The sequence below is a fragment of the Guyparkeria hydrothermalis genome (genome assembly GCF_023555385.1).
GTDB lineage: Bacteria > Pseudomonadota > Gammaproteobacteria > Halothiobacillales > Halothiobacillaceae > Guyparkeria > Guyparkeria hydrothermalis_A.
In genome coordinates this window covers 940,224-960,525 of sequence record NZ_JAJSED010000001.1, presented here as the reverse complement: position 1 = coordinate 960,525, position 20,302 = coordinate 940,224, and the positions used below count along the sequence as shown (strand labels likewise).

The window sequence follows — 20,302 nt, the reverse complement described above, 5'->3', positions numbered from 1 at the left end:
AGAACGTCTATCGTGTTATCCGGATGAAGCGCATCACGACGATGGCGAAGCGGGAGGGTCACATGTCGGTAAACGGCCTCTGGTATCGAGTGCTTGAGTGGGGCTGGTTGCCGCTGTTCGTGCTGCTGGTGGCGGTCTCGCTGCTGACGCGGCCACTGATGCCCATCGACGAAACACGCTATCTCGGTGTGGCCTGGGAGATGTGGCACTCGGGGTCGTGGATCGTGCCGTTGCTGAACGGTGAGCCCTACAGCCACAAGCCGCCGCTACTGTTCTGGCTGATCCATGCCGGTTGGGCGGCGTTCGGCGTCAACGAGATCACTCCGCGTCTGTTAGGCCCGCTCTTCGCCTTCGGCAGCCTGTTCCTGATCCGCGCGGTGGCCAGTCGGCTATTTCCCGAGCGACCGATTCGCGCCGCGTTGGCGCCCTGGGTGCTGCTGGGCACGATCTACTGGCTGGGATTCGCCACCATGGTGATGTTCGATCAGCTGGTGGTGTTCTTCGTCCTGCTGGGCGTGTTCGGTCTGCTGGAAGTGGGGCGAGGCCGGCGACGCGGTTGGGTGTGGCTGTTTCTCGGTACTGCGTTCGGCACGCTCGCCAAGGGGCCGTTCGCCTTGATCTACCTGGTGCCGTTGACGGTCGCGGCACCGTGGTGGGCCGGTGTGGGCTTGTCGTGGGCGTGGTTCGTCCGGGCGGGGCTGGTCGGTTTTCTTGGCTCCTGCGTCGCGTTGCTCTGGGCGCTCTGGGCGGCGAACCTCGGCGGGCCCGAATACGCCGAGTCGATCCTGTGGGGGCAGATGGCCGGCCGCGCCGTCAACGCCTTCGACCACGCGCAGCCGATCTATTACTACCTCTGGGTGTTGCCGCTGCTGTTCCTGCCTTGGAGCCTTCTGCTCGGCCGGGTTCATCTCGTTATCGCCCGGCGCTCTGCAGATGGCAGGCACCTGATATGGCTGTTGATTGCCTGGGTCGGGGCACCGTTCCTGCTGCTGTCGCTCGCCTCGGGCAAGCTGCCCCATTACCTCCTGCCGATGATTCCGGCGCTTGCCGTGATGGTCACCGTCCTGCTGGACGATGCGATCGATTCGGACCGTCTCCTTCGGCTGCGCTCGGCCGCGCTGTTGTGGATCGGGGTCGGCCTGGCCCTGGCCGTTCTGCCCTGGATCAGCGGTCATGTGTTGTTCGAGATGCTGCCGGGTTGGGTTGCCGGCCTCGGTGCCGCCATGATGGCGATGGGCGGATGGTTATGGCGCGCCCGCCGTGCGGACCGGCAGGTGGTCGCCTTGTCGACGGCCACCGTGATCGGGCTCCTGCTCGGTCATCTGGCAATGGCACCGCTGCGGCCGGCCTTCGACCTGCAGCCGTTCGCCGTGCAGATAGGCGAGTGGCAGCACGCCGGCCGGCCGATCGCCTTCATCGGCAAGTACCGTGACGAGTTTCATTTCCATGGCCGCCTGAAGCGTCCAGTGGTGGTCCTGGGCAACGAGGCGGCCGTACGTGATTTCTGCGCCGGCTCGCCGAAGGGCCTTGTGGTGGAGCGATGGCGAGGATCGGTGCCGGCCGAGGCGATCGCGTCGACCCGCTTTCGCAGCAAGTACGATGTGGCCTTTCCCTGTTCGGCCCTGATGGCGGCAGAAGGGATGCCTTGAGACGTCGCTTGTCCGAGAGCTCGGGTCGGAAGGCATCCCTCCGCGGCATGGGCTGCGGTGGTGAAGCGCGGCGGCCCTTGACGGCGGCTTGGGGCTTGCCACCGGGCTGTAGCCGATGCTGCAGAGATGCCAATGGATCGTGCAGCGGGCCCTTAACCTCTATAATGTGGGCTTTGTCCGGCCGGGGCCGAATCTCGTCCCGCCAAGCGCGACCATCTTTCAGCAGTCCTCAGAGGTATCGATGACCGTTCGCACCCGTTTCGCTCCGTCGCCCACCGGCTATCTGCACATTGGCGGCGCCCGTACGGCCCTGTTCAGCTACCTGTTCGCCCGCCGCCACGGCGGCGAATTCGTGCTGCGGGTGGAGGACACCGACCGCGAACGCTCCACGGCCGAATCGGTCAACGCCATTCTCGAGGGCATGACCTGGCTTGGGCTGGACTACGACGAGGGGCCGTTCTACCAGACCGAACGGATGGAACGGTACCGCGAGGTGATCGACCGGCTGCTCGCCGAGGACAAGGCCTACTACTGCTACGCCACGCGCGAGGAGCTCGACGAACTGCGCGAGCAGCAGATGAAGCGCGGCGAGAAGCCGCGTTACGACCGGCGCTATCGTGACTTTACTGGCACGCCGCCGGCGGGCGTCAAGCCGGTGGTGCGCTTCAAGAACCCGCTCGACGGGCTGGTGGTGGTCGAGGACGCCATTCGCGGGCGCGTCACGTTCCGCAACGACGAGCTCGACGACCTGATCATTGCCCGCGGCGACGGCAGCCCGACCTACAACCTAACCGTGGTGGTCGACGACATGGACATGCAGATCACGCATGTCGTGCGCGGCGACGACCACCTCAACAACACCCCGCGCCAGATCAACCTCTACCGGGCGCTGGGCGTCGAGCCGCCATCGTTTGCGCACCTGCCCATGATCCACGGTCCGGACGGTGCCAAGCTTTCCAAGCGTCACGGCGCGGTCAGCGTGGTGCAGTACCGTCACGACGGTTTCCTGCCCGAGGCGCTACTCAACTACCTGGTGCGCCTCGGCTGGTCGCACGGCGACGAGGAGATCTTCTCGCGCGCCGAGCTGGTCCAGCTGTTCGATATCAAGGACGTCAACCACTCGGCGTCGAGCATCAACCCGGAGAAGCTGCGTTGGCTCAACCAGCACTACATGCGCGAGCTTCCGGTCGCCGAGGTTGCCTCCGAGCTGCGCTGGCATCTCGGCCAGCTGGGGATCGATCCCGACGAGCACGGCCCGAAGCCGGCGGCGATCGTGCCGGCCTACGTCGATCGGGTGCACACGCTGGTGGAGATGGCCGAGGAGGCCACTCCGTTCTACCAGGATGCCGTCGAACCCGACCCGAAGGCGCTGGAGAAACTCGACGCCTCGGCGGCGATGGTGGTCGACGCGTTGATCGTCGCGCTCGATGATGACGCCGTATGGGAAAGCAGCGATACGCTCGAATCCGCGGTCAAGGGCGTCGCCAAGACGCTCGACCTTAAGCTGGGCAAGGTTGGCCCCGTGTTGCGACTCGCGTTGCTGGGGCACACTTCCTCTCCCAGTTTCGGCGTGATCCTCCAGCTGATGGGACGCATGCGCAGTATCCAGCGTCTCAACGCCTTCCGGGACCGGATCGGCGCCTGACATGAGGATCGGGGCCATGCGACCGGCGCTTCCGATAACGGTCGCATACCTGTTGCTTGCTTCCTTGTGGATCTGGGCCACCCAGTGGCTGCTGGGTCGGCTGGGCGGCGCCCACTGGGAAATCTCCACCGCCGGGCTCGTGTTCGGCGAGATCTTCGTTCTGGTCACCGGCGCATTGCTCTATGTGCTGGTCGACCGTCTCCACGCGGCCCGCCAGGGTCAACTCGACTTCGGCACGGCGCCGGTTCGTGGCACTCGTTTCTGGTTGCGGGCGATGCTGGTTGCGCTGGTGGTGATCGCTGCCGTGCAGATCTTCATCGCGGCGGTCGCGGCGCGTCAGTACGCCCCCCTGCTGCTGGACAAGGCCCAGCGCGAAGTCAGCAATCTCGCCGCCATTCGCGCGATCGAGCTCGACAACTGGGTCGACCAGCGCGACCAGATGGTCCAGGGACTTGCCCAGCGACGCGAGTGGCTGCAGGAGTGGGTGACCGATCTGGACGATGGCCGCGTCGACGGTTTTCCGGACGATCTGCGTCGCGGTGGTCTGATGACCCGCTTCCAGGCCATCACGCTGCTGGACCCGGACCGTAATCCCCGCCTGCAGACCGGCTCGCCGACCGTGGTGGCCCCGGAGATGCGCCATTTCGACCAGGCCGCGATCACCACCGAGGTGCAGACGGTCAATCGGTTCACGCGCGGGCATGGCGGGGTCGATCTGTTCTGGATCCTGCCCGTCTACGACGACCGGACGGCCGTCAGCCGCGGTCCCTGGTACCTCGTGTTCTGGACGCGCCTGAACACGCGCGCCCTGGTCGACGATGCCGAGGCGAAGAACCGGCGCGTGCAGGCCGACGAGGGCCTGCGCACGCTGCTGATCCGGATGCCGGACTCGCCCGATTCCGGCTCGAGTTTCTGGCCCATGCTCACGCTCGACCCGCGCGGGCAGTCGACCTTGGTCGGGGAGACGCCGGCTCCGATAGTCGATCGGCTGCAGGAGGGTCTGTCCGAATCCGATCCTGAGGCGGCCGAGGGGGTCACTCGCATCGAGGGCAGTGATCGCGTGTACGCCACCGTCGCCCTCGAGCGCCTGCAGGCGCGCCTACTGGTGCTGCAGGACCGCAGGACGGTGCTCGCCCCGGTCGATCAGATGGAAAAATGGCTCAGTCTGACGGCGATCCTGTCCACGCTCGGCACCTTGGCCGCGCTGGTGTTCCTGTGGCGATTCCTGCGCGGGCGGTATCGGGCACAGAGCCGCAGTATCGTGCTGGAGCGTGATTTCTGGCATCACGCCTGGCTGGACATGCCCGCTCTCGGGCTGATCGAAGTCGATCCGAAACACCTCAAGGTGGTGGCCGCCAACAGACAGGCAGCCAATTGGCTGGGCCGGGCGCGCGACTCGCTGGTTGGGCGTTCGCTGTTCGACCTGTTCCGGACCACCGACCCGGCCTCGCCGATGTCGGATGACCCGGAAGTCGCCCTGCGGGCGTATTTCGCCCGCGGCGCGGCCGACCGGATCGCGATGGAAGGGCGAGTGACCGGTCCGGCAATGGTCGGACCGATGTGGCTCGAACTGCGTGTGCTGCGGGATGCCGGCGGTAACCCCGAGCGGATGATCGGCATGCTGCGTCCGGCGCGCGAGACCGACAACACCGCGGTACTCGCGCAGATTGACCACCTGGCGGCCTTCTGCGCGTCGCTGTCGCCCGATGAGCGCAAGCGGATGCGCGACCGTCTTGCCGATCACGCCGTGAGCCCGTTCCTCGAAGTCCTGCCGATTACCGTGAGCAGCGCCGAGGTGCTCGACCGCGATGCACTGCAGCGTCGGCTCGAGACCTGCCTGCCGCCCACCGTTCGCCATCACCACGCGTTGCTGCGGCCGCTGGCTGATGAACTGGGGCGCGTGCTGGTCAGCGGGGAATGGCGCTGGGTTCACAGCGACAACGAGCTGGTCGACTCGGGTCTCGAGGAGGACGGGGCGCCGGTGGTAATCAACGCGGCGGGGCACAGCGTGGTGATTCTGCCGGCGAAAGTCGATTCGACCACCGACGGTGACGCAGCCGCCTGGCTGTACGTCAGCCGCGACCGCTGGGAAATGACGCCGGGCCTGATCGAGGCGATCGAGCGCCTGCACACCATCTGCCAGTGACGGGTCGCCCGGCTGGGCGACCCAAGGCATCAATCCTTGTGCGTTTCCTCGTGGGCGGGGTTTTCCCCGCCTAGATCCCGGTGCATGCCGGCGCGTGCCATCAGCAGGGCGCTGACCGGGGCGGTGATGAAGAGGAAGATCAGGATCAGTATCTCGTGGACCGACAGTCCGCCCCGGCTCGAGAAATAGACCGCCGAGGCGAGCAGGATGCTGCCCACCCCGAGTGTCGAGGCCTTGGTCGGCCCGTGCAGGCGCATGAAGAAGCTCGGCAGCTTGGCCAGGCCGAGCGAGCCCAGCAGCACGAAGGCGGCACCGAACAGGATCAGGCCGCTGACGATCAGTTCGAAAATCATGGCAGGCCTCCGGTTATTCGACGATATCGCCGCGGATCAGGTATTTGCTGAGCGCGACCGTGGTGATGAAGCCCAGCACCGCGATCAGCAGGGCGGCCTCGAAATTGATCGTCGTCTCGAACCATATCCCCAACGCAACCAGCAGAGCGATGGCGTTGATCGACAGGGTGTCGAGCGCCAGCACCCGGTCGACCGTCTCCGGGCCCTTGAACAGGCGATACGCGGCCAGACCCATCGCGATGACGATCAGGATCAGGGCAATGCCCAGGCTGACATGGATCATGACTCGGCTCCCGGGTTGCTGGTTGCGTTTGAGCCCGCCGTGACCGGCTGGCCGAAGATGCGCTGCAGCCGCGCCTCGTAACGCTGCTTGATGCCGAGGATCTCCTCGTCGCGGTCGTCGGCATGCAGGGCGTGTACCCACAGGCTGCGCTGGTCCGCGCTGACCCGGCAGGAGACGGTCCCGGGGGTCAGGGTAATGGTCGCCGCAAGAATGCTGATCGGCAGGGCGCCCTGCAGGTCCAGTTCCAGTTCGAACAGCTGCGAGTTCAGGGCCCGGTTGGGACCGAGGACCTGGCGGGCGACGACGAAATTGGCGTGGATGATGTCCACCAGCACGACGCCCATGTAGCCGAGCAGGGCGGTGAAGTCCTTGATGCCGGCGCCGATTTCCCAGAACCGATGCGTGATCCACGGCACGACCAGCCCGACGATCGCGCCCATGACGATCGAGCCCGGCGCCACGCTGTTGTTGAGTACAAGCCAGGTGATCAGCAGCGCGAGGCTGAGGACCGGCTGGGGGAGGAAACGTCGCATGTCAGTGATGGCCTCCGTCGTTCTCGGCGCCGAACTTGCCGGGCGCGCTGGCCGGATCGAGGACGCCGTTCGGCATCACCGCGTCGAGATAACCGCCCGGCGTGGCCACCTGGGCGGCGGTGTCGGCAAGCCAGCCGGATAGTGGCTGGGCACCCACGACCATGGCCCCGGCGAGGACCAGCGGCAAGGTGGCCGTGCCCAGGCCCGGCATCGCCACGCGCGCATCGGCCGGTGTGGCGTGCGCCGGATGGCCCGGCGTGGCCTGGGCCTGGTAGAACAGGCGGCTGCCGGCCCGCGCCAGCGCGATCACCATGATCAGGCCGCTGGCGAGGATCACCGCGAATACCGGGGCCATCAGCGGGCTGTCTAGGGCCGCGGCGAGGATCATGATCTTGCCGAAGAAGCCGGTCAGCGGCGGCAGGCCGGCCATGGCGATCGCGTAGGCGAAGAACAGCGAGCCGACCAGGATCGCGTGCGGCATCGGCGGGGCGCTCTCGATCCCGTCACCGGCTTCCGGACGATGGCGCAGGATCAGGCCGGCCAGCAGGAAGAAGCCCGCGCTGAGCACGGTGGTGTGCATCCAGTAGTACAGCGCGCCACTGATGGCCGCCTCGCCGCTCTGGCCGGTGACCAGCCCCAGGGCGATCAGGATGGTGCCCACCGAGGCGATGATCAGGTAGGCGACCTGACGGCGAACGAAGCGCGCGGCCACGACGCCCAGCGCGGCGAGTAGCAGGGTGATCAGCCCCAGCCACAACAGCCACGGCGCGATCAGGGCGGTCGTCTCCATGATGCCGCCGATGGTGTTGCCCGAGAGCATGACGCTGTCGACACGCAATACCGAATACAGGCCGACCTTGGTCATGATCGCGAACAGGGCGGCCACCGGAATCGAGGCATGGGCGTAGGCACCGGGCAGCCACAGATACAGCGGGAAGGCCGCGCCCTTGATCAGGAACACCGTGAACAGCAGGAAGATCGCGGTGGTGACCAGCGGCACCGCATCCGGCGCGACCTCGGGCAGCTTGAGAGTGATGTCGGCGAGGTTGAGGCTGCCGACCGTGCCGTAGAGCGCGCCGACGGCGAACAGGAACAGCGTCGAGCCGATCAGGTTGACCACCACGTAGTGAAAGCCGGCCCGGGTGCGCTTGCGGCCGTTGCCGTGCAGCAGCAGGCCGTAGGAGGCCAGCAGCAACACCTCGAAGAACACGAACAGGTTGAACAGGTCTCCGGTGAGGAACGCGCCGTTGAGGCCGAACAGCTGCGCCTGGAACAGGGCATGGAAGTGCGGACCGGCCTGATCCTCGTCGCGGCGGATCGCGTACACGAGGGCGAGCAGGGCGACCGTGGCGGTGAGCAGCAGCATCAGCCCCGACAACCGGTCGAACACCCAGACGATGCCGAACGGGGCGGCCCAGCTGCCCAGCTCGATTACCTGCGGCGTATCGCCCGCCCCGGTGAGCAGCAGGCCGGCACTAACGGCCAGCAGGACGGCGACGCCGGCAATGTCCAGCCCGCGCGAGAGGTTCGGCAGGCGCTGGCCGGTCATCGTCAGGATCGCCGCCAGGCCGACCGGCAGCAGTACCAGCAGGGAGATCAGGTTCGCCGTCATGCGCGCGGCTCCTCGTTGCGGTCGAGGACCCGGTCGGCCTGCGGAATGTGGATGCCGTCGACGTGGTCATTGCCTAGTGCGGCGCGGGCCTTCAGGGCCAGCACGATCACGAAGGCGGTCATGGCGAAGGCGATCACGATCGCGGTCAGTACCAGCGCCTGTGGCAGCGGATCGGTGGGATGCTCGACTGCACCGACCACCGCCGGGGCGGCCGTCTGTAGCCGGCCCATGGTGAACAGGAACAGGTTGACGCCGTAGGACATCAGGGTCAGTCCCAGCACCACGGGGAAGGTCTGCGCGCGCAGCACCAGGTAGACCCCGGCACCGGTAAGCACGCCGATCAGCAGGGAGAGGGCGAGGTTGGTCATGCGTCGTTCCCCCGGCGGGTGGTTCGGTGGACGGGGCTGGTCTCGATGGCGGCGTAGTCCGGGTGCTCGACGGCGTGGTGGGTCAGGCGGCCGAGGTTCAGCAGGATCAGCATGGTCGAGCCGACCACCACCAGGAACACACCCAGGTCGAAGGCGATCGCCGACGCGATCTCGATGTCGCCGATCACCGGCAGGTCGAGATGCGTGAACGCCGAGGTCAGGAACGGCACGCCGAAGACCATCGATACCAGCCCGGTGCCCAGCGCGAGCAGCAGCCCGCCACCGAGGATGCCGTGGATCGGCAGGTGCAGCTTGCGCTCGGCGGTCTCGATGCCGTTGGCCATGTACTGGGCGACCAGCGCACTGGCGACGATCAGGCCGGCGATGAAGCCGCCACCGGGCTCGTTGTGCCCGCGCAGAAAGACGTAGATGCCGAACAGCAGGGTCAGCGGCAACAGGATCTGCGTCAGGGTGCGCAGGATCAGCGGATGCGGGTCCTCGCTCCAGGCGCGGCCGAACGGATCACGCTTGGAGGCCGGCAGCGACAGTCCCTTGAGCATGGCGAAGATGCCCAGTCCGGCCAGTGCCAGCACGGTGATCTCGCCGAAGGTGTCGTAGCCCCGGAAGTCGACCAGAATCACGTTGACCACGTTGTGGCCGCCGCCGCCCGGTACCGACTGGTCGAGGAAATAGCCCGAGATCGAGTCGAACGGCCGGCTGATGATCGCGTAGGTCAGCGCGGCGATGCCGCCGCCGATCGCCGTGGCGATGCCGGCATCGCGCCAGCGCCGCGGTGGGCTGGAAAGCTTGCGGCTCTGCTGCGGCAGGTAGAACAGCGCCAGCAACAGGAGAATCATTGTGACCACCTCGACCGACAACTGCGTCATGGCCAGGTCCGGGGCCGAGAAGCGGGCGAATAGCATCGCCACGCCCAGCCCGACCACGCTCATGGTGATCAGCGCGAACAGGCGCTGGCGGTGCCAGACCGTGGTCACGACCGTGGCGAGGATGATCAGCCCGATGCCGAACCAGGTCACCCAGTCGCCGCCGTCTGCGGTCGCAGCACGTTCGGCGGCGTTCCTGACCGGCTCGAGTCCCAGCGGCAGCCCATAGCCGAGCAGGCCGGCGCCGAAGGCGAAGGCCAGCGTCATGATGACGATGCGACCGAGTCGGCCATTGTCGACCATTGCCGTGAGGCCGGCGCCCGTGCGCATCAGCAGTTCCATCAGCCGGTTGTACGGTACCCGCGCATCGAGATGGGCTAGCGACAGGCTGTGCCAGCGGAAGATCGGCCGGCGCAGCAGGTACAGCACCACGCCGCCGGCCAGTGCCACCGCGCTCATCAACAGCGGGATATTGAAGCCATGCCACAGCGACAGGCTGTAGTAGGGCGGCTCGGCCTGCAGCACGCCGGTCACCGCGATGTGCAGTAGCGGACCGACCACCAGGGCCGGCAGGATGCCCACCGCGAGACACAGCACCACCAGCAGGTCGACCGGGCGCTTCATCATGCCGGGCGGTTCGTGCGGTTTCTTCGGCAGGTCGCCGTCAGGCCGGCCGAAGAAGGTGTCGTGGACGAAACGCAGCGAGTACGCCACCGAGAGCAGGCCACCCAGCGAGACCAGCAGCGGCAGCAGCCATACCGGCCCCATGGAGCCGGCCACGCGCACCGACTCGGTGAAGAACATTTCCTTGGACAGGAAGCCGTTGAACAGCGGCACCCCGGCCATCGCCATTGCCGCGATAATGCCGAGCGCCGCGGTGTGCGGCATGAACCGGATCAGCCCGCCCAGGCGGCGCATGTCGCGCGTGCCGGTCTCGTGGTCGACGATGCCGGCAACCATGAACAGGCTCGCCTTGAAGGTGGCGTGGTTGAGGATGTGGAAGATGCCCGCCACCGCGGCCAGTTGGGTGCCGAAGCCGAACAGCAGCGTGATCAGGCCCAGGTGGCTGATGGTCGAGTAGGCCAGCAGCCCCTTGAGGTCATGGCGGAACAGCGCGGTGTAGGCGCCCAGCAGGAAGGTGATCAGCCCGGCACTGGAGACGATGATCACCCACAGCTCGGTGCCGGCCAGTGCGGGGAAGAAGCGCGCCAGCAGGAAGATGCCGGCCTTCACCATGGTGGCCGAGTGCAGGTAGGCGGAGACCGGCGTCGGCGCTGCCATCGCGTTGGGCAGCCAGAAGTGGAACGGGAACTGGGCCGACTTGGTGAACACGCCCAGCAGGATCAGGATCAGTGCCGGGGCGTAGAGGTCGTGTCCCTTGATCAGCTCGCCGGCGGCCAGCACGTCGGTCAGCTCGTAGGAGCCGACGATGTGGCCGAGGATCAGCACCCCACCGAGTAGCGCCAGCCCGCCGGCACCGGTGATCGCCAGTGCCAGGCGCGCGCCGTAGCGCGCCTCCTTGCGGTGCTGCCAGTAGCTGATCAGCAGGAAGGAGGCCAGCGAGGTCAGCTCCCAGAAGATCACCAGGTTGATCAGGTTCTCGGAGAGCACCACCCCGAGCATCGCCCCCATGAACATCAGCAGGTAGGCGAAGAAGCGCCCCATCGAATCGCCCGGCGAGAGGTAGTATCGGGCGTAGATGACGATCAGCAGGCCGATCACCAGGATCAGGCCGGTGAACATCATCGACAGGCCGTCGAGACGGAAGCCGAAGCTCAGGCCCGCCGCCTCGATCCAGGCGTGCGAGGTGGCCACCGGCATGAGATCGATGTAGCCGTGCACCAGCCAGGCGAACAGTGCCAGCGCCGCCAGTGTCGCCCCGCCGGCGACCCACGCCGCCGCGAAGCGATTGAAACGGGCGCTCCACGCCGCGAGCGGTGCGGCGATAAAGGGCAGCAGGACTACGACGGCCAGGAGTTCGATCGCGTTCACGGACACCGTCCTTAGGGCGGAAAAATCGGGTCGGGATCCCGGACGGACCCCGGATGCCAAAACGGCACAATCGGCCGGAAATCCTAGCACAGAACCGCTCGAAACTGACCGGGGAGGCGCCCCAGCATCGCGTTTGCGGCTTGCCGTACGAGTTAAACCCGCGCGCAGGCGCGAGCCGGCAAAACCCGATCTGCCGCGCCCGATCCGGCCATGGGAGGCACAGGGGATTCGGCCGGGCCGGCATAGTGATAGACTGCCCACTTGATTTCAGGATCCCGCATACTTCGACCGCCGCGCCGCCGCCGAGTTATGGCCTGCGAGCGCGCCCGCAAGGGCAGGGCGTCAGGCGCCGGGATCTTCACACCACCCATGGCCCGTTGGCCGCGCCCCGGGGCCGTCTTCCGGGCGGGCGCAGCCAGCCGGTGGCCATGGCGACTATCGTCGACCAGTAACGGCAGAGTGTTTTGTCAGACAACGTGACACCAACCCAGACCCGAATTCCCGCCGAGACCCATGGCATCTCGCTGAATGACCTGAGCGACAACGCCCGGTTCGTCCTTGAGCGGCTGCACGAGGCCGGCTTCGAAGCCTACGCCGTTGGCGGTTGCGTGCGTGACCTGCTGCGTGGACGAAGCCCCAAGGACTTCGACGTGGTCACCGACGCGCGGCCCGAGCAGGTCAAGCGCCTGTTCAAGCGCGCGCGGATCATCGGCCGGCGCTTCAAGATCGTCCACGTCGTCTTCCGCGACGAGCTGATCGAGGTCACCACCTTCCGTGGCGGGGATGTCGCCGAGGTCAAGCGCGCCGACGGCGGCATGATCACCCGCGACAACGTCTTCGGCACCATCGATGAGGACGTCTGGCGGCGCGACTTCGCCTGCAACGCCCTCTATCTCGACTTCGCCTCGGGCGAACTGGTCGACTACGTTGAGGGACTGACCGACATCCAGAGCGGTCGCCTGCGGGTGATCGGCGAGCCGGAATCGCGCTACCGCGAGGATCCGGTACGCATGCTGCGCGCGGCGCGTTTCGCCGCCAAGCTCGGCTTCCATCTCACCGACGACAGCGAGCGGGCTATCGCGCACTGCCGCGAGACCCTGGCCGACATCTCGCCGGCGCGACTGTTCGACGAGACCGTCAAACTGCTGCAGGGCGGGGCCGGCCGGCAGACCGTGCTCGAGCTCAAGCGTCTCGGCCTGCTGGAATACCTGTTCGACGGGCTCGCCACCTGGATCGAGCCCAACGACCCGGCCAGCGACTGGGACCTGATCGAGGCGGTCCTCGAGGCGACCGACGACCGCGTCGCCAAGGACCTGCCGGTCAACCCCGCCTTCCTGTTCGCCGGCCTGTTCTGGCGCATGCTGGGCCGTCACCGCATCCACTGGCTGCATCAGCGGGTGCCGGCGGACGACGCGCTGGTGCTCGCCGCCGACGAGGTGCTGGGCGTCGCGGCGCGCCGGCTGATGATCCCGCGCCGCTTGGCCGAGATCATTCGCACCATCTGGGCATTGCAACCGGACCTCGAGCGTGCGGCACCGGCCGCGGGGGCGAAGTCGCCGAAGACGCTTACCGACGAGCAACGGGCGCTCATCGATGCGCCGTGGTTCCGCGCGGCGGTCGACTTCCTCTGCCTGCGGGCTCGCACCCACGAGGTCGACGCGTCGGTCTGCGAATTCTGGCGCAAGCATGCTCCGGAGCGCGGCTCTGAGGAGGAGCAGCCGGTCGAGGCCCTCAAGCCCTCGGATTTCGGCAAGAAGCGTCGTCGCCGTCGTCGTCGCCGTTCCGGCGGCAACCGGCAAAAGGCCGGCGCCTGAGGGCAGCCGAGAGCCGGAGGGAGTGATGGTTCGGGAAATCGCGACCATCGGCCTGGGCGCCAACCTTGGCGACCCGGTTGATCAGATCGAGCGCGCTGTCGAGGCCATTGACAGTCTGCCGCTGTGCCGGGTGCGGGCCGTCTCGGGCCTGTACTCCAACCCGCCGATCGGCCCGCAGGACCAGCCGGACTACGTCAACGCCGTCGCGGAAATCGAGACCGCGCTCGCCCCGGCGGCGCTGCTTCGGGCCCTCAAGGGGCTCGAGCGGGCCGCCGGGCGGTCGTACACGCGCCATTGGGGCGAACGGATGCTCGATCTCGACATCCTCGCCTTCGGTGACCGTGAGATGACCACCGCCGAACTGACCATCCCGCATCCCGAGATCGCCCACCGGCACTTCGTGCTCGCGCCGTGGCTCGAGATCCGCCCCGAGGCCTGCCTGCCGGACGGTTCGCGGCTGGCCAGCTGGCTCGAGGCGGTCAGCGATCACCCGTTGCGATTCCTGCGGCCGCTGCGCTGGCAGCGCCATGCGGATCAGGCTTCGTCCACCGGACGCGCGGACGGGCCGCGCCCGTCCCCGACCGATCATCACCCGTCCGATTCAAGGAGGTCGTCATGACCCTTGCCAGACTGCACCAGGCGAAAGCCGATCGGCAGCCGATCGCCATGCTGACCGCCTACGAGGCGGGGCTGGCGCGGACGGCTGCGGCGGCGGGCGTGGATGCGTTCCTGGTGGGCGACTCGCTCGGCATGGTGGTGCAGGGGCAGCGCGACACCCTGGGCGTCACCGTCGATGAGGTGGCCTACCACGCCGCGATGGTCCGCCGCGGCGCCGGGGACGTGCCGGTAATCGCCGACATGCCGTTCCTGAGCGACGCGACCGTCGAGCGGGCGCTCGATGCCGCCGGCGTGCTGATGGGCGAGGGCGGTGCCGACATGGTCAAGCTCGAGGGCGGTGCCGAGAAGGCCGAGATCGTTCGGGTACTTGCCGAGAATGGCGTGCCGGTCTGCGGCCACGTCGGCCTGTTGCCGCAGCGCGTGCGCAAGCTCGGTGGTTATCGCGTCCAGGGACGCGGCGAGGACGGCGCCCGCCGTATCATCGAGGATGCACAGGCACTGGTCGCGGCCGGCGTCGACCTGCTGGTGGTCGAGTGCGTGCCGCACGCGCTCGGCCGGGCGCTCGCCGAGGCGGTCGAGGTGCCGGTGATCGGCATCGGCGCGGGAGCGGACACCGACGGCCAGGTGCTGGTGATGCACGACATGCTGGGACTAACCGAGCGGACCCCGCGCTTCGTGCGCAATTTCATGGACGGTGCGGCCTCGATCCAGGGTGCGTTCGAGGCCTATGTTGACGCGGTACGCACGCGTCGATTCCCCACGGAGGAGGAAAGCTTCTGATGAAGGTGTTGCGAGACATCGACGAGCTGCGCGAGTGGCGCGAGGACACGGGGTTCGATGCCCTCCGGGTGGGTTTCGTCCCCACCATGGGCAACCTGCACGCCGGCCACATGGCGCTGATCGACCATGCCCGTCGTCGCTCCGAGTCGGTGATCGTCAGCATCTTCGTCAATCCGCTGCAGTTCGAGGATCCCGACGACCTCGCGCGTTACCCGCGCACCGAAGAGCGCGATCTCGAGCAGCTGGAGCGCGCGGGCGTCGCCGCCGTTTTCCTGCCCACCGAAGCGGTGCTCTATCCGCACGGACAGAACGACATCGTCCGCGTCGATGCCGGCCCGCTGGGCGCTCGCCTGGAGGGCGCGGCGCGGCCGGGGCACTTTACCGGCGTGGCGACCGTGGTCACCAAGCTGTTCAACCTGGTGCGCCCGGACGTGGCCGTCTTCGGCGAGAAGGATGCCCAGCAGGTCGCGGTGATCCGCCGGCTGGTCACCGATCTGGACTTCCCGGTGGAGCTCGCGATCGAGCCGACCCACCGCGAGCCCGACGGGCTGGCGATCAGTTCGCGCAACCGCTTTCTCAGCGAGGATCAGCGGCGCCGTGCCCCGGCCGTGCATCGCGCGCTCAAGCGGGCGGCCGAGTCGCTGGCCGGCGGGCACACCGTCGCGGCGACGCTCGCCGGGGCCCGTCACTGGCTCGGCCAGCAGGGCTTCGACGTCGACTATCTCGCCTACGTCGACGACGCGCGTTTCGAGGAGCAGACCCGCCTGGTCAAGCACGGTCGGCTGGCCGTGGCCGCGCGGCTCGGCGAAGTGCGCCTGATCGACAACCTCGCGGTTCACAGCCCGTCGCCGGCGATGCCCGAAAGCGAACGCTGACACCCCCGGTTCCAGCCTGCCGTTCGGCCCGGAATTTACGATAAGCCGGCAATTTCGGCACAATACCCGTCTGTCTCGCCGCCCATATCGGCGCCTGGTAGCCCTTGCCGGCAGCGAGACCGTCTACCCTGATACCGATTACAAGAAGCGCAGCCCGTCATGAATCCGAACTATCTCGACTTTGAACAGCCGATCGCCGAGCTCGAGGCAAAGATCCGCGAGTTGCAGCTGATGGACGACGATCGCGGGCTGGACATCGACGAGGAAATCGATCGGCTGCGCAACAAGTCGCAGGAGCTGACCCGCTCGATCTTCGCCAACCTCGGTGCCTGGCAGGTCAACCAGCTGGCCCGTCACCCGCAGCGTCCGTATCTCACCGATTACCTCGAGCGGGTGTTCACCGACTTCCGCGAACTCCACGGCGATCGCGCCTTCGCGGACGACCCGGCGATCATCGGCGGCATGGCCCGTCTCGACGGTCTGCCGGTGATGGTGATCGGCCAGCAAAAGGGGCGTGACACCAAGGAAAAGATCCGCCGCAACTTCGGCATGCCGCGCCCGGAGGGTTACCGCAAGGCCAAGCGCCTGATGGAACTGGCCGAGAAATTCGGCCTGCCGGTGCTGACCTTCATCGACACCCCGGGCGCCTATCCGGGCATCGACGCCGAGGCCCGCGGTCAGAGCGAGGCGATTGCCCGCAATCTCTACGTCATGGCCGAGCTCGAGACCCCGATCATCGTCACGGTGATCGGCGAGGGCGGTTCCGGCGGCGCACTCGCCATCGGTGTGGGCGACCACGTGATGATGCTGCAGTACAGCACCTACTCGGTCATCTCCCCGGAAGGCTGCGCCTCGATTCTCTACAAGAGCGCTGCGAAGGCACCGGAGGCGGCCGAGGCCCTGGGCGTGACCGCCGGCCGGCTCAAGAGCCTCGGGCTGGTCGACGAGATCATCCCCGAACCCTGCGGCGGCGCACACCGCGACGTGCCGGCCATGGCACGCTCGCTCAAGGCCAGTCTGAAGAAGGCCGTCCTCGCCCAGGTCGACCGACCCACGCAGAACCTGCTCGAGCGCCGCTACGAGCGACTGATGTCCTACGGTGAATTCACCGACCGCTGATTCTCCCCGGCGGCCAGTCGGCCCGGAGTGGTCGAGCCTGCCCGCCATTCCTCCCGACGGCTCCCACGTGCTGCTTGCCAGCTCGGGAGGCCGCGACTCGCTCGGTGCGCTCAGTCTGCTGGCGCGCTGGCGCGCGGAGGGTCACATCGCCCGCCTGTCCGTGATCCACGTCGACCACGGCCTTCATCCGGATTCCCCAGACTGGGCGGAAATCGCACGCCAGCAGGCGGCGGCCCTTGATTGCCCGTTCGAGACCCGCCGCGTCTCGGTGCGCCGCGCGACGGTCGGGGCCGGGCGCGGCTCGACCGAGGCCGCTGCCCGCGAGGCCCGTTACCGGGCCTTCGACGCAGCACTGACCGAAGCGGCCGCTGCCGACCCCGACCACGTGCCCGTGCTGGTCACCGCTCACCACGCCGAGGACCAGGCCGAGACCGTGTTGCTGGCATTGATGCGCGCCTCCGGCGGTCAGGGGCTGTCCGGCATGCGGGCGTGGCGACCGCGAGGGGAGTGGGCACACTGGCGCCCCTTCCTGGAGACGCCGCGCGAGCAACTCGAGGCGGCCGCCCGGGACACCGGTCTGGGCTGGGTGGACGATCCGGCCAACGACGACCCCGGTTTTGCCCGCAATCACCTGCGACACCATGTCCTGCCCGAACTGCGCGGTTTCTGGCCCGACGCGGTCGGACGGATCCGCACCAGTGCCCAGCGACTGGTGATGGAGCAACGGCTTCTCGGCGAGCTGGCCGAGATGGATGCCGGCCAGTCGCTTGACGGGCCGGTGCTGGATTGGCGCGAGGCCGCCACGCTCTCGCAGCTGCGGCAGTGCAATTTGTTGCGTCAGTGGCTCGCCCGTCTCGGTTGCCTTCCCCCGCCGCCGGAGCGCCTCGGCGAGTGGCTCGGGCAACTGCGAACGGCCGCCGTCGATCGCCAGCCGTTGCTCGAATGGCCGGGTGGCCAGTTGCGCCGCTATCGCGATCACATCCACTGGTTGCCGTCGCTGCCGGAGCCGACGCGGCCGGTGGACTGGCCGGCCGGGCGCGACTGCGTCACCCTCGACGGCGGTCGAGAGCTGTGCCGCCGGCGGGTGCGCGGGGCCTCGGGGCTGCTGCGCGAGTCGGTAGACGACTGGCGTCTGCGCCCGGTGGGCGGCAGCGAGCGCCTGCGCCCGGCCGAGGGTCGGCCGAGCGTGCCGGTCAAGCAGTGGTTCCAGGATCGGGGCATCCCGCCGTGGGAACGTCCCGCCGCCGTGGGAGTGGAGATCGGTGGTCAGCTGGCCGCCGTGCTGGCGGGCAACGAGCGGCTGGTGGAATTTGCCTTCCGCCCGGAGCCGGACGAGCCGGCCTGGGAACTGGTCGAGGCGCCGGGCTCGGCCGGCGGCTGACGGGGTCAGGCGCCGTCGATCTCGATTCGCCGGCGGCGTGCGCCGCCCGCCTTCTTCAGCGTCACCGTCAGCACCCCGTTGCGATAGCTTGCCTTCGCCGAGTCGGCCTCGACCGGGGTGGGGAGGGGGATCAGTCGGGCGAAGCGGCCGTAGGCGCATTCGGCCACGTGGTATTCACCCTCCTGATGCCGGCTCTGGACGCGTTTCTCGCCGGCAAGCCGCAACTCGTCGCCGTGCACCTCGACCTCGAAATCCTCGCGCTCCAGCCCGGGCGCCTCGAGTCGCACCTCGATGTGCGCGTTCTGGTCGAAGACCTCCACCGGCAGCAGCCCCCAGCCGACATTGCGCCGGTCGAGGTCGCGGGCTTCCTCATCGGATGCCCGGTGGCTCGGGGTGAAGCGGGTCACCGCGTGACCGGCGGCGTCGGTCAGCCGGCGCCAGCCTTCTGCGATGGATGTGCCGATTTGCTCGAAACGGTCGCGAATACGCTCGATGGCTGCCATGTCTCACCTCCGATCATGGATGTGCCTACCGAGGATAATTGGTCGGGATTCGCCGGTTTTCAAGCGGTTGGAGTGGCCGGTTCACGCCGTCTCTTGTGGCGAGAGACGACCCGCTCACGTCAGCCGTTTTCGTAGAGCCAGTTGAGCAGGGCGTCCTGGACCCGGGTGCCGCCGCCGTACTGCACGCCCTGTTCGTTGTGCAGCATCACCACCACGTAGCGACGCCCGGACTTGGCCAGCATGAAGCCGGCGCCGGCGCGCACGTCGCGCAGGGTACCGGTCTTGATGTGCGCATGGCCGCGGATCGAGCCCCGGTCGAGCCGCTTGCGCATGGTGCCGTCGATGCCGGCGATCGGCAGGGTGGCCATCACCTCGGCCATGTAGGGGCTCTTCCACACCGACAGCAGCATGTCGCCCAGCTGCTTCGGCGTGAGCCGGGCGACTCGCGACAGGCCCGAGCCGTTGTCGACCACCGCGTTCTTCCAGTCCAGATCGCGGTCCGCGGCCCAGCGCTCGATGACTTCCACCGACTTGAGTTCGGTGCCCGGCGGGCCCTTCACCTCCGCGCCGATCGTCAGCATGATCTGGCGCGCCATCACGTTGTTGGACCACTTGTTCATCAGCCACAGGTAGTACGACAGCGGCCGCGAATCGTGGGTGAGCAGCTTGGGCGAGCCCGACTGCACCAGCCCCTCGCGCCAGTGGCCCTCGATCTCGCCGCCGGTGGACTCGAACAGGTGCTCGAAGGCGTGGAAGAAGGCATCATGCGGGTCGCCGGCGACACGGTAGTACTGGTGCGGCGCACACTCGCGCGAGACGGTGCCGCGTACCTGGATCTCCGCGGCTGCCTCGGTCGGGTTGCGGATGTCGATCACCGGCCGGTTGGTGTTGCTGCGGCACGGCTTGTTGACCAGGTTGAGGTCGTTTTCCAGGGCCATGCGCGGGTTGGGCGGCCAGGTGCTCACCGATGAGTCGTCCGAGCCGTGCGGCGAGATGCTGATGCGCACCGCGCGATTGTCCAGCAGCAGGGCATTGGGCAACGCGTTGTAGACCCGGTCGGGGCGGTTGTCGAAATCGCCCGGATCGCCGTCGGTCTCCGCGAAGTAGGAATCGTCGAGGATGACGTCACCCTGGATCTCGCGCACGCCCAGTTCCTGCAGGCGCAGGGTGACGTTCCAGAGGTCCTCGCTGCGGAACCACGGGTCGCCGTAGCCCTTGATGTAGAGGTTGCCGTCGATCACGCCGTTGACCGGCCTCGAATCGGCGTAGATTTCCGTTTTCCACTGGTAGGAGGGGCCGAGCACGTCCAGCGAGGCCACCGTGGTGACCAGCTTCATCACCGAGGCCGGGTTGAACGGCTTGTCGCCCTGATGCGCGATGAGCGGGGTGTCGCTGTCGACCGCCTGCACCCACAGGCCGAGGTTGCCGGCACTGAGCTTCTGGTTGGCCAGTTCGGCCTTGACGGCCGAGGGCAGGGCGGAGTCCGCCGCGGGGGCAGCTGGGGGAAGGGGCAGCAGGCTGAGCAGGCCGAATCCGAGCAGGCGGCCGAAGGCATTGTGGCGGGCGTTACGCGTCAAATCCATGGTCGCGTCGAGTCTCCTCTGTGACGACATGTTCACCGGCTTCGGCCAGCCGGGTGTGGGCCATCATGCCACAGCAATTCCGGACTGGGCATGGAGTGTTTCGATACCCCCGATACCGCGCCTGATAGCGCTTTGAGGTAATCGTTGCCATTCAGTAAACTACG

Annotated in this window: 17 protein-coding genes; 9 read left to right on the top strand and 8 right to left on the bottom strand. The window is 67.6% G+C overall.

Annotated features, from left to right (window positions below; translation table 11 throughout):
• Positions 1-62: 62 nt before the first annotated feature.
• The 3 genes from LV476_RS04415 (at position 63) to LV476_RS04405 (ending at position 5,440) form a co-directional block, all read left to right on the top strand.
• Positions 63-1,649, top strand: coding sequence for an ArnT family glycosyltransferase (locus tag LV476_RS04415; protein WP_250073828.1), 1,587 nt, complete (start codon positions 63-65; stop codon positions 1,647-1,649).
• 241 nt (positions 1,650-1,890) lie between these two features.
• Entirely contained in the window at positions 1,891-3,294 is a 1,404-nt protein-coding gene (gene gltX / locus LV476_RS04410; protein ID WP_250073826.1) for a glutamate--tRNA ligase, read from the top strand.
• A 16-nt stretch (positions 3,295-3,310) separates the two neighbouring features.
• The gene (locus tag LV476_RS04405; RefSeq protein WP_250073824.1) at positions 3,311-5,440 is read left to right on the top strand and encodes a hypothetical protein; all 2,130 of its coding nucleotides are present in this window, start codon (positions 3,311-3,313) and stop codon (positions 5,438-5,440) included.
• 29 nt (positions 5,441-5,469) lie between these two features.
• Here the strand turns inward: LV476_RS04405 and LV476_RS04400 are convergent, their stop codons facing one another.
• The 6 genes from LV476_RS04400 to LV476_RS04375 are packed head-to-tail and all read right to left on the bottom strand — an operon-like array spanning position 5,470 to position 11,465.
• Complete coding sequence (locus tag LV476_RS04400; RefSeq protein WP_250073822.1) at positions 5,470-5,793, bottom strand: Na+/H+ antiporter subunit G; 324 nt, start codon at positions 5,791-5,793, stop codon at positions 5,470-5,472.
• 13 nt (positions 5,794-5,806) lie between these two features.
• The gene (locus LV476_RS04395) at positions 5,807-6,076 is read right to left on the bottom strand and encodes a K+/H+ antiporter subunit F (protein WP_250073820.1); all 270 of its coding nucleotides are present in this window, start codon (positions 6,074-6,076) and stop codon (positions 5,807-5,809) included.
• Entirely contained in the window at positions 6,073-6,609 is a 537-nt protein-coding gene (locus LV476_RS04390) for a Na+/H+ antiporter subunit E (protein WP_250073818.1), read from the bottom strand. The genes LV476_RS04395 and LV476_RS04390 overlap by 4 nt, the downstream gene beginning before the upstream one ends.
• A 1-nt stretch (position 6,610) precedes the next feature.
• On the bottom strand, positions 6,611-8,221 hold the full coding sequence (locus tag LV476_RS04385; RefSeq protein ID WP_250073817.1) for a monovalent cation/H+ antiporter subunit D: 1,611 nt from the start codon (positions 8,219-8,221) through the stop codon (positions 6,611-6,613).
• A complete protein-coding gene (locus LV476_RS04380; protein ID WP_250073815.1) occupies positions 8,218-8,589 on the bottom strand; it encodes a Na+/H+ antiporter subunit C in 372 nt (123 codons plus the stop codon). The genes LV476_RS04385 and LV476_RS04380 overlap by 4 nt, the downstream gene beginning before the upstream one ends.
• Positions 8,586-11,465 carry a monovalent cation/H+ antiporter subunit A gene (locus LV476_RS04375; RefSeq protein ID WP_250073814.1) on the bottom strand — a complete coding sequence of 960 codons (2,880 nt, stop codon included), beginning with the start codon at positions 11,463-11,465 and terminating at the stop codon, positions 8,586-8,588. The genes LV476_RS04380 and LV476_RS04375 overlap by 4 nt, the downstream gene beginning before the upstream one ends.
• A 476-nt stretch (positions 11,466-11,941) precedes the next feature.
• Here LV476_RS04375 and pcnB point away from each other — a divergent pair, with 476 nt between their 5' ends.
• The 6 genes from pcnB to tilS all read left to right on the top strand — a co-directional run bounded on the left by pcnB (position 11,942) and on the right by tilS (position 18,052).
• A complete protein-coding gene (gene pcnB / locus LV476_RS04370; protein ID WP_250073813.1) occupies positions 11,942-13,279 on the top strand; it encodes a polynucleotide adenylyltransferase PcnB in 1,338 nt (445 codons plus the stop codon).
• Positions 13,280-13,304: 25 nt separating this feature from the next.
• The gene (folK, locus tag LV476_RS04365) at positions 13,305-13,898 is read left to right on the top strand and encodes a 2-amino-4-hydroxy-6-hydroxymethyldihydropteridine diphosphokinase (protein WP_250073811.1); all 594 of its coding nucleotides are present in this window, start codon (positions 13,305-13,307) and stop codon (positions 13,896-13,898) included.
• The gene (gene panB / locus LV476_RS04360; protein WP_250073809.1) at positions 13,895-14,677 is read left to right on the top strand and encodes a 3-methyl-2-oxobutanoate hydroxymethyltransferase; all 783 of its coding nucleotides are present in this window, start codon (positions 13,895-13,897) and stop codon (positions 14,675-14,677) included. Before folK ends, panB begins: the two co-directional genes overlap by 4 nt.
• Positions 14,677-15,552: a pantoate--beta-alanine ligase gene (panC, locus tag LV476_RS04355; RefSeq protein WP_250073808.1), complete on the top strand. Its 876-nt coding sequence runs from the start codon at positions 14,677-14,679 to the stop codon at positions 15,550-15,552. Before panB ends, panC begins: the two co-directional genes overlap by 1 nt.
• A gap of 159 nt (positions 15,553-15,711) precedes the next feature.
• Positions 15,712-16,671: an acetyl-CoA carboxylase carboxyltransferase subunit alpha gene (locus LV476_RS04350; RefSeq protein WP_250073806.1), complete on the top strand. Its 960-nt coding sequence runs from the start codon at positions 15,712-15,714 to the stop codon at positions 16,669-16,671.
• 67 nt (positions 16,672-16,738) lie between these two features.
• Positions 16,739-18,052, top strand: a complete 1,314-nt coding sequence (gene tilS, locus LV476_RS04345) for a tRNA lysidine(34) synthetase TilS (RefSeq protein ID WP_250073805.1) — start codon at positions 16,739-16,741, stop codon at positions 18,050-18,052.
• Between the two features lie 5 nt (positions 18,053-18,057).
• Here the strand turns inward: tilS and LV476_RS04340 are convergent, their stop codons facing one another.
• Both LV476_RS04340 and dacB read right to left on the bottom strand, forming a co-directional pair.
• The gene (locus tag LV476_RS04340; protein WP_250073803.1) at positions 18,058-18,555 is read right to left on the bottom strand and encodes an Hsp20/alpha crystallin family protein; all 498 of its coding nucleotides are present in this window, start codon (positions 18,553-18,555) and stop codon (positions 18,058-18,060) included.
• A 119-nt stretch (positions 18,556-18,674) separates the two neighbouring features.
• Entirely contained in the window at positions 18,675-20,138 is a 1,464-nt protein-coding gene (dacB, locus tag LV476_RS04335; protein ID WP_250073801.1) for a D-alanyl-D-alanine carboxypeptidase/D-alanyl-D-alanine endopeptidase, read from the bottom strand.
• Positions 20,139-20,302: the final 164 nt, after the last annotated feature.

What these genes read in the sequence shown, in the direction of transcription:
- LV476_RS04415 (WP_250073828.1), top strand. Translation starts at nt 63, where the DNA reads ATGTCGGTAAACGGCCTCTGGTATCGAGTGCTTGAGTGGGGCTGGTTG.
- gltX (WP_250073826.1), top strand. Translation starts at nt 1,891, where the DNA reads ATGACCGTTCGCACCCGTTTCGCTCCGTCGCCCACCGGCTATCTGCAC.
- LV476_RS04405 (WP_250073824.1), top strand. Translation starts at nt 3,311, where the DNA reads ATGCGACCGGCGCTTCCGATAACGGTCGCATACCTGTTGCTTGCTTCC.
- LV476_RS04400 (WP_250073822.1), bottom strand. Translation starts at nt 5,793, where the DNA reads ATGATTTTCGAACTGATCGTCAGCGGCCTGATCCTGTTCGGTGCCGCC.
- LV476_RS04395 (WP_250073820.1), bottom strand. Translation starts at nt 6,076, where the DNA reads ATGATCCATGTCAGCCTGGGCATTGCCCTGATCCTGATCGTCATCGCG.
- LV476_RS04390 (WP_250073818.1), bottom strand. Translation starts at nt 6,609, where the DNA reads ATGCGACGTTTCCTCCCCCAGCCGGTCCTCAGCCTCGCGCTGCTGATC.
- LV476_RS04385 (WP_250073817.1), bottom strand. Translation starts at nt 8,221, where the DNA reads ATGACGGCGAACCTGATCTCCCTGCTGGTACTGCTGCCGGTCGGCCTG.
- LV476_RS04380 (WP_250073815.1), bottom strand. Translation starts at nt 8,589, where the DNA reads ATGACCAACCTCGCCCTCTCCCTGCTGATCGGCGTGCTTACCGGTGCC.
- folK (WP_250073811.1), top strand. Translation starts at nt 13,305, where the DNA reads ATGGTTCGGGAAATCGCGACCATCGGCCTGGGCGCCAACCTTGGCGAC.
- panB (WP_250073809.1), top strand. Translation starts at nt 13,895, where the DNA reads ATGACCCTTGCCAGACTGCACCAGGCGAAAGCCGATCGGCAGCCGATC.
- panC (WP_250073808.1), top strand. Translation starts at nt 14,677, where the DNA reads ATGAAGGTGTTGCGAGACATCGACGAGCTGCGCGAGTGGCGCGAGGAC.
- LV476_RS04350 (WP_250073806.1), top strand. Translation starts at nt 15,712, where the DNA reads ATGAATCCGAACTATCTCGACTTTGAACAGCCGATCGCCGAGCTCGAG.
- LV476_RS04340 (WP_250073803.1), bottom strand. Translation starts at nt 18,555, where the DNA reads ATGGCAGCCATCGAGCGTATTCGCGACCGTTTCGAGCAAATCGGCACA.
- dacB (WP_250073801.1), bottom strand. Translation starts at nt 20,138, where the DNA reads ATGGATTTGACGCGTAACGCCCGCCACAATGCCTTCGGCCGCCTGCTC.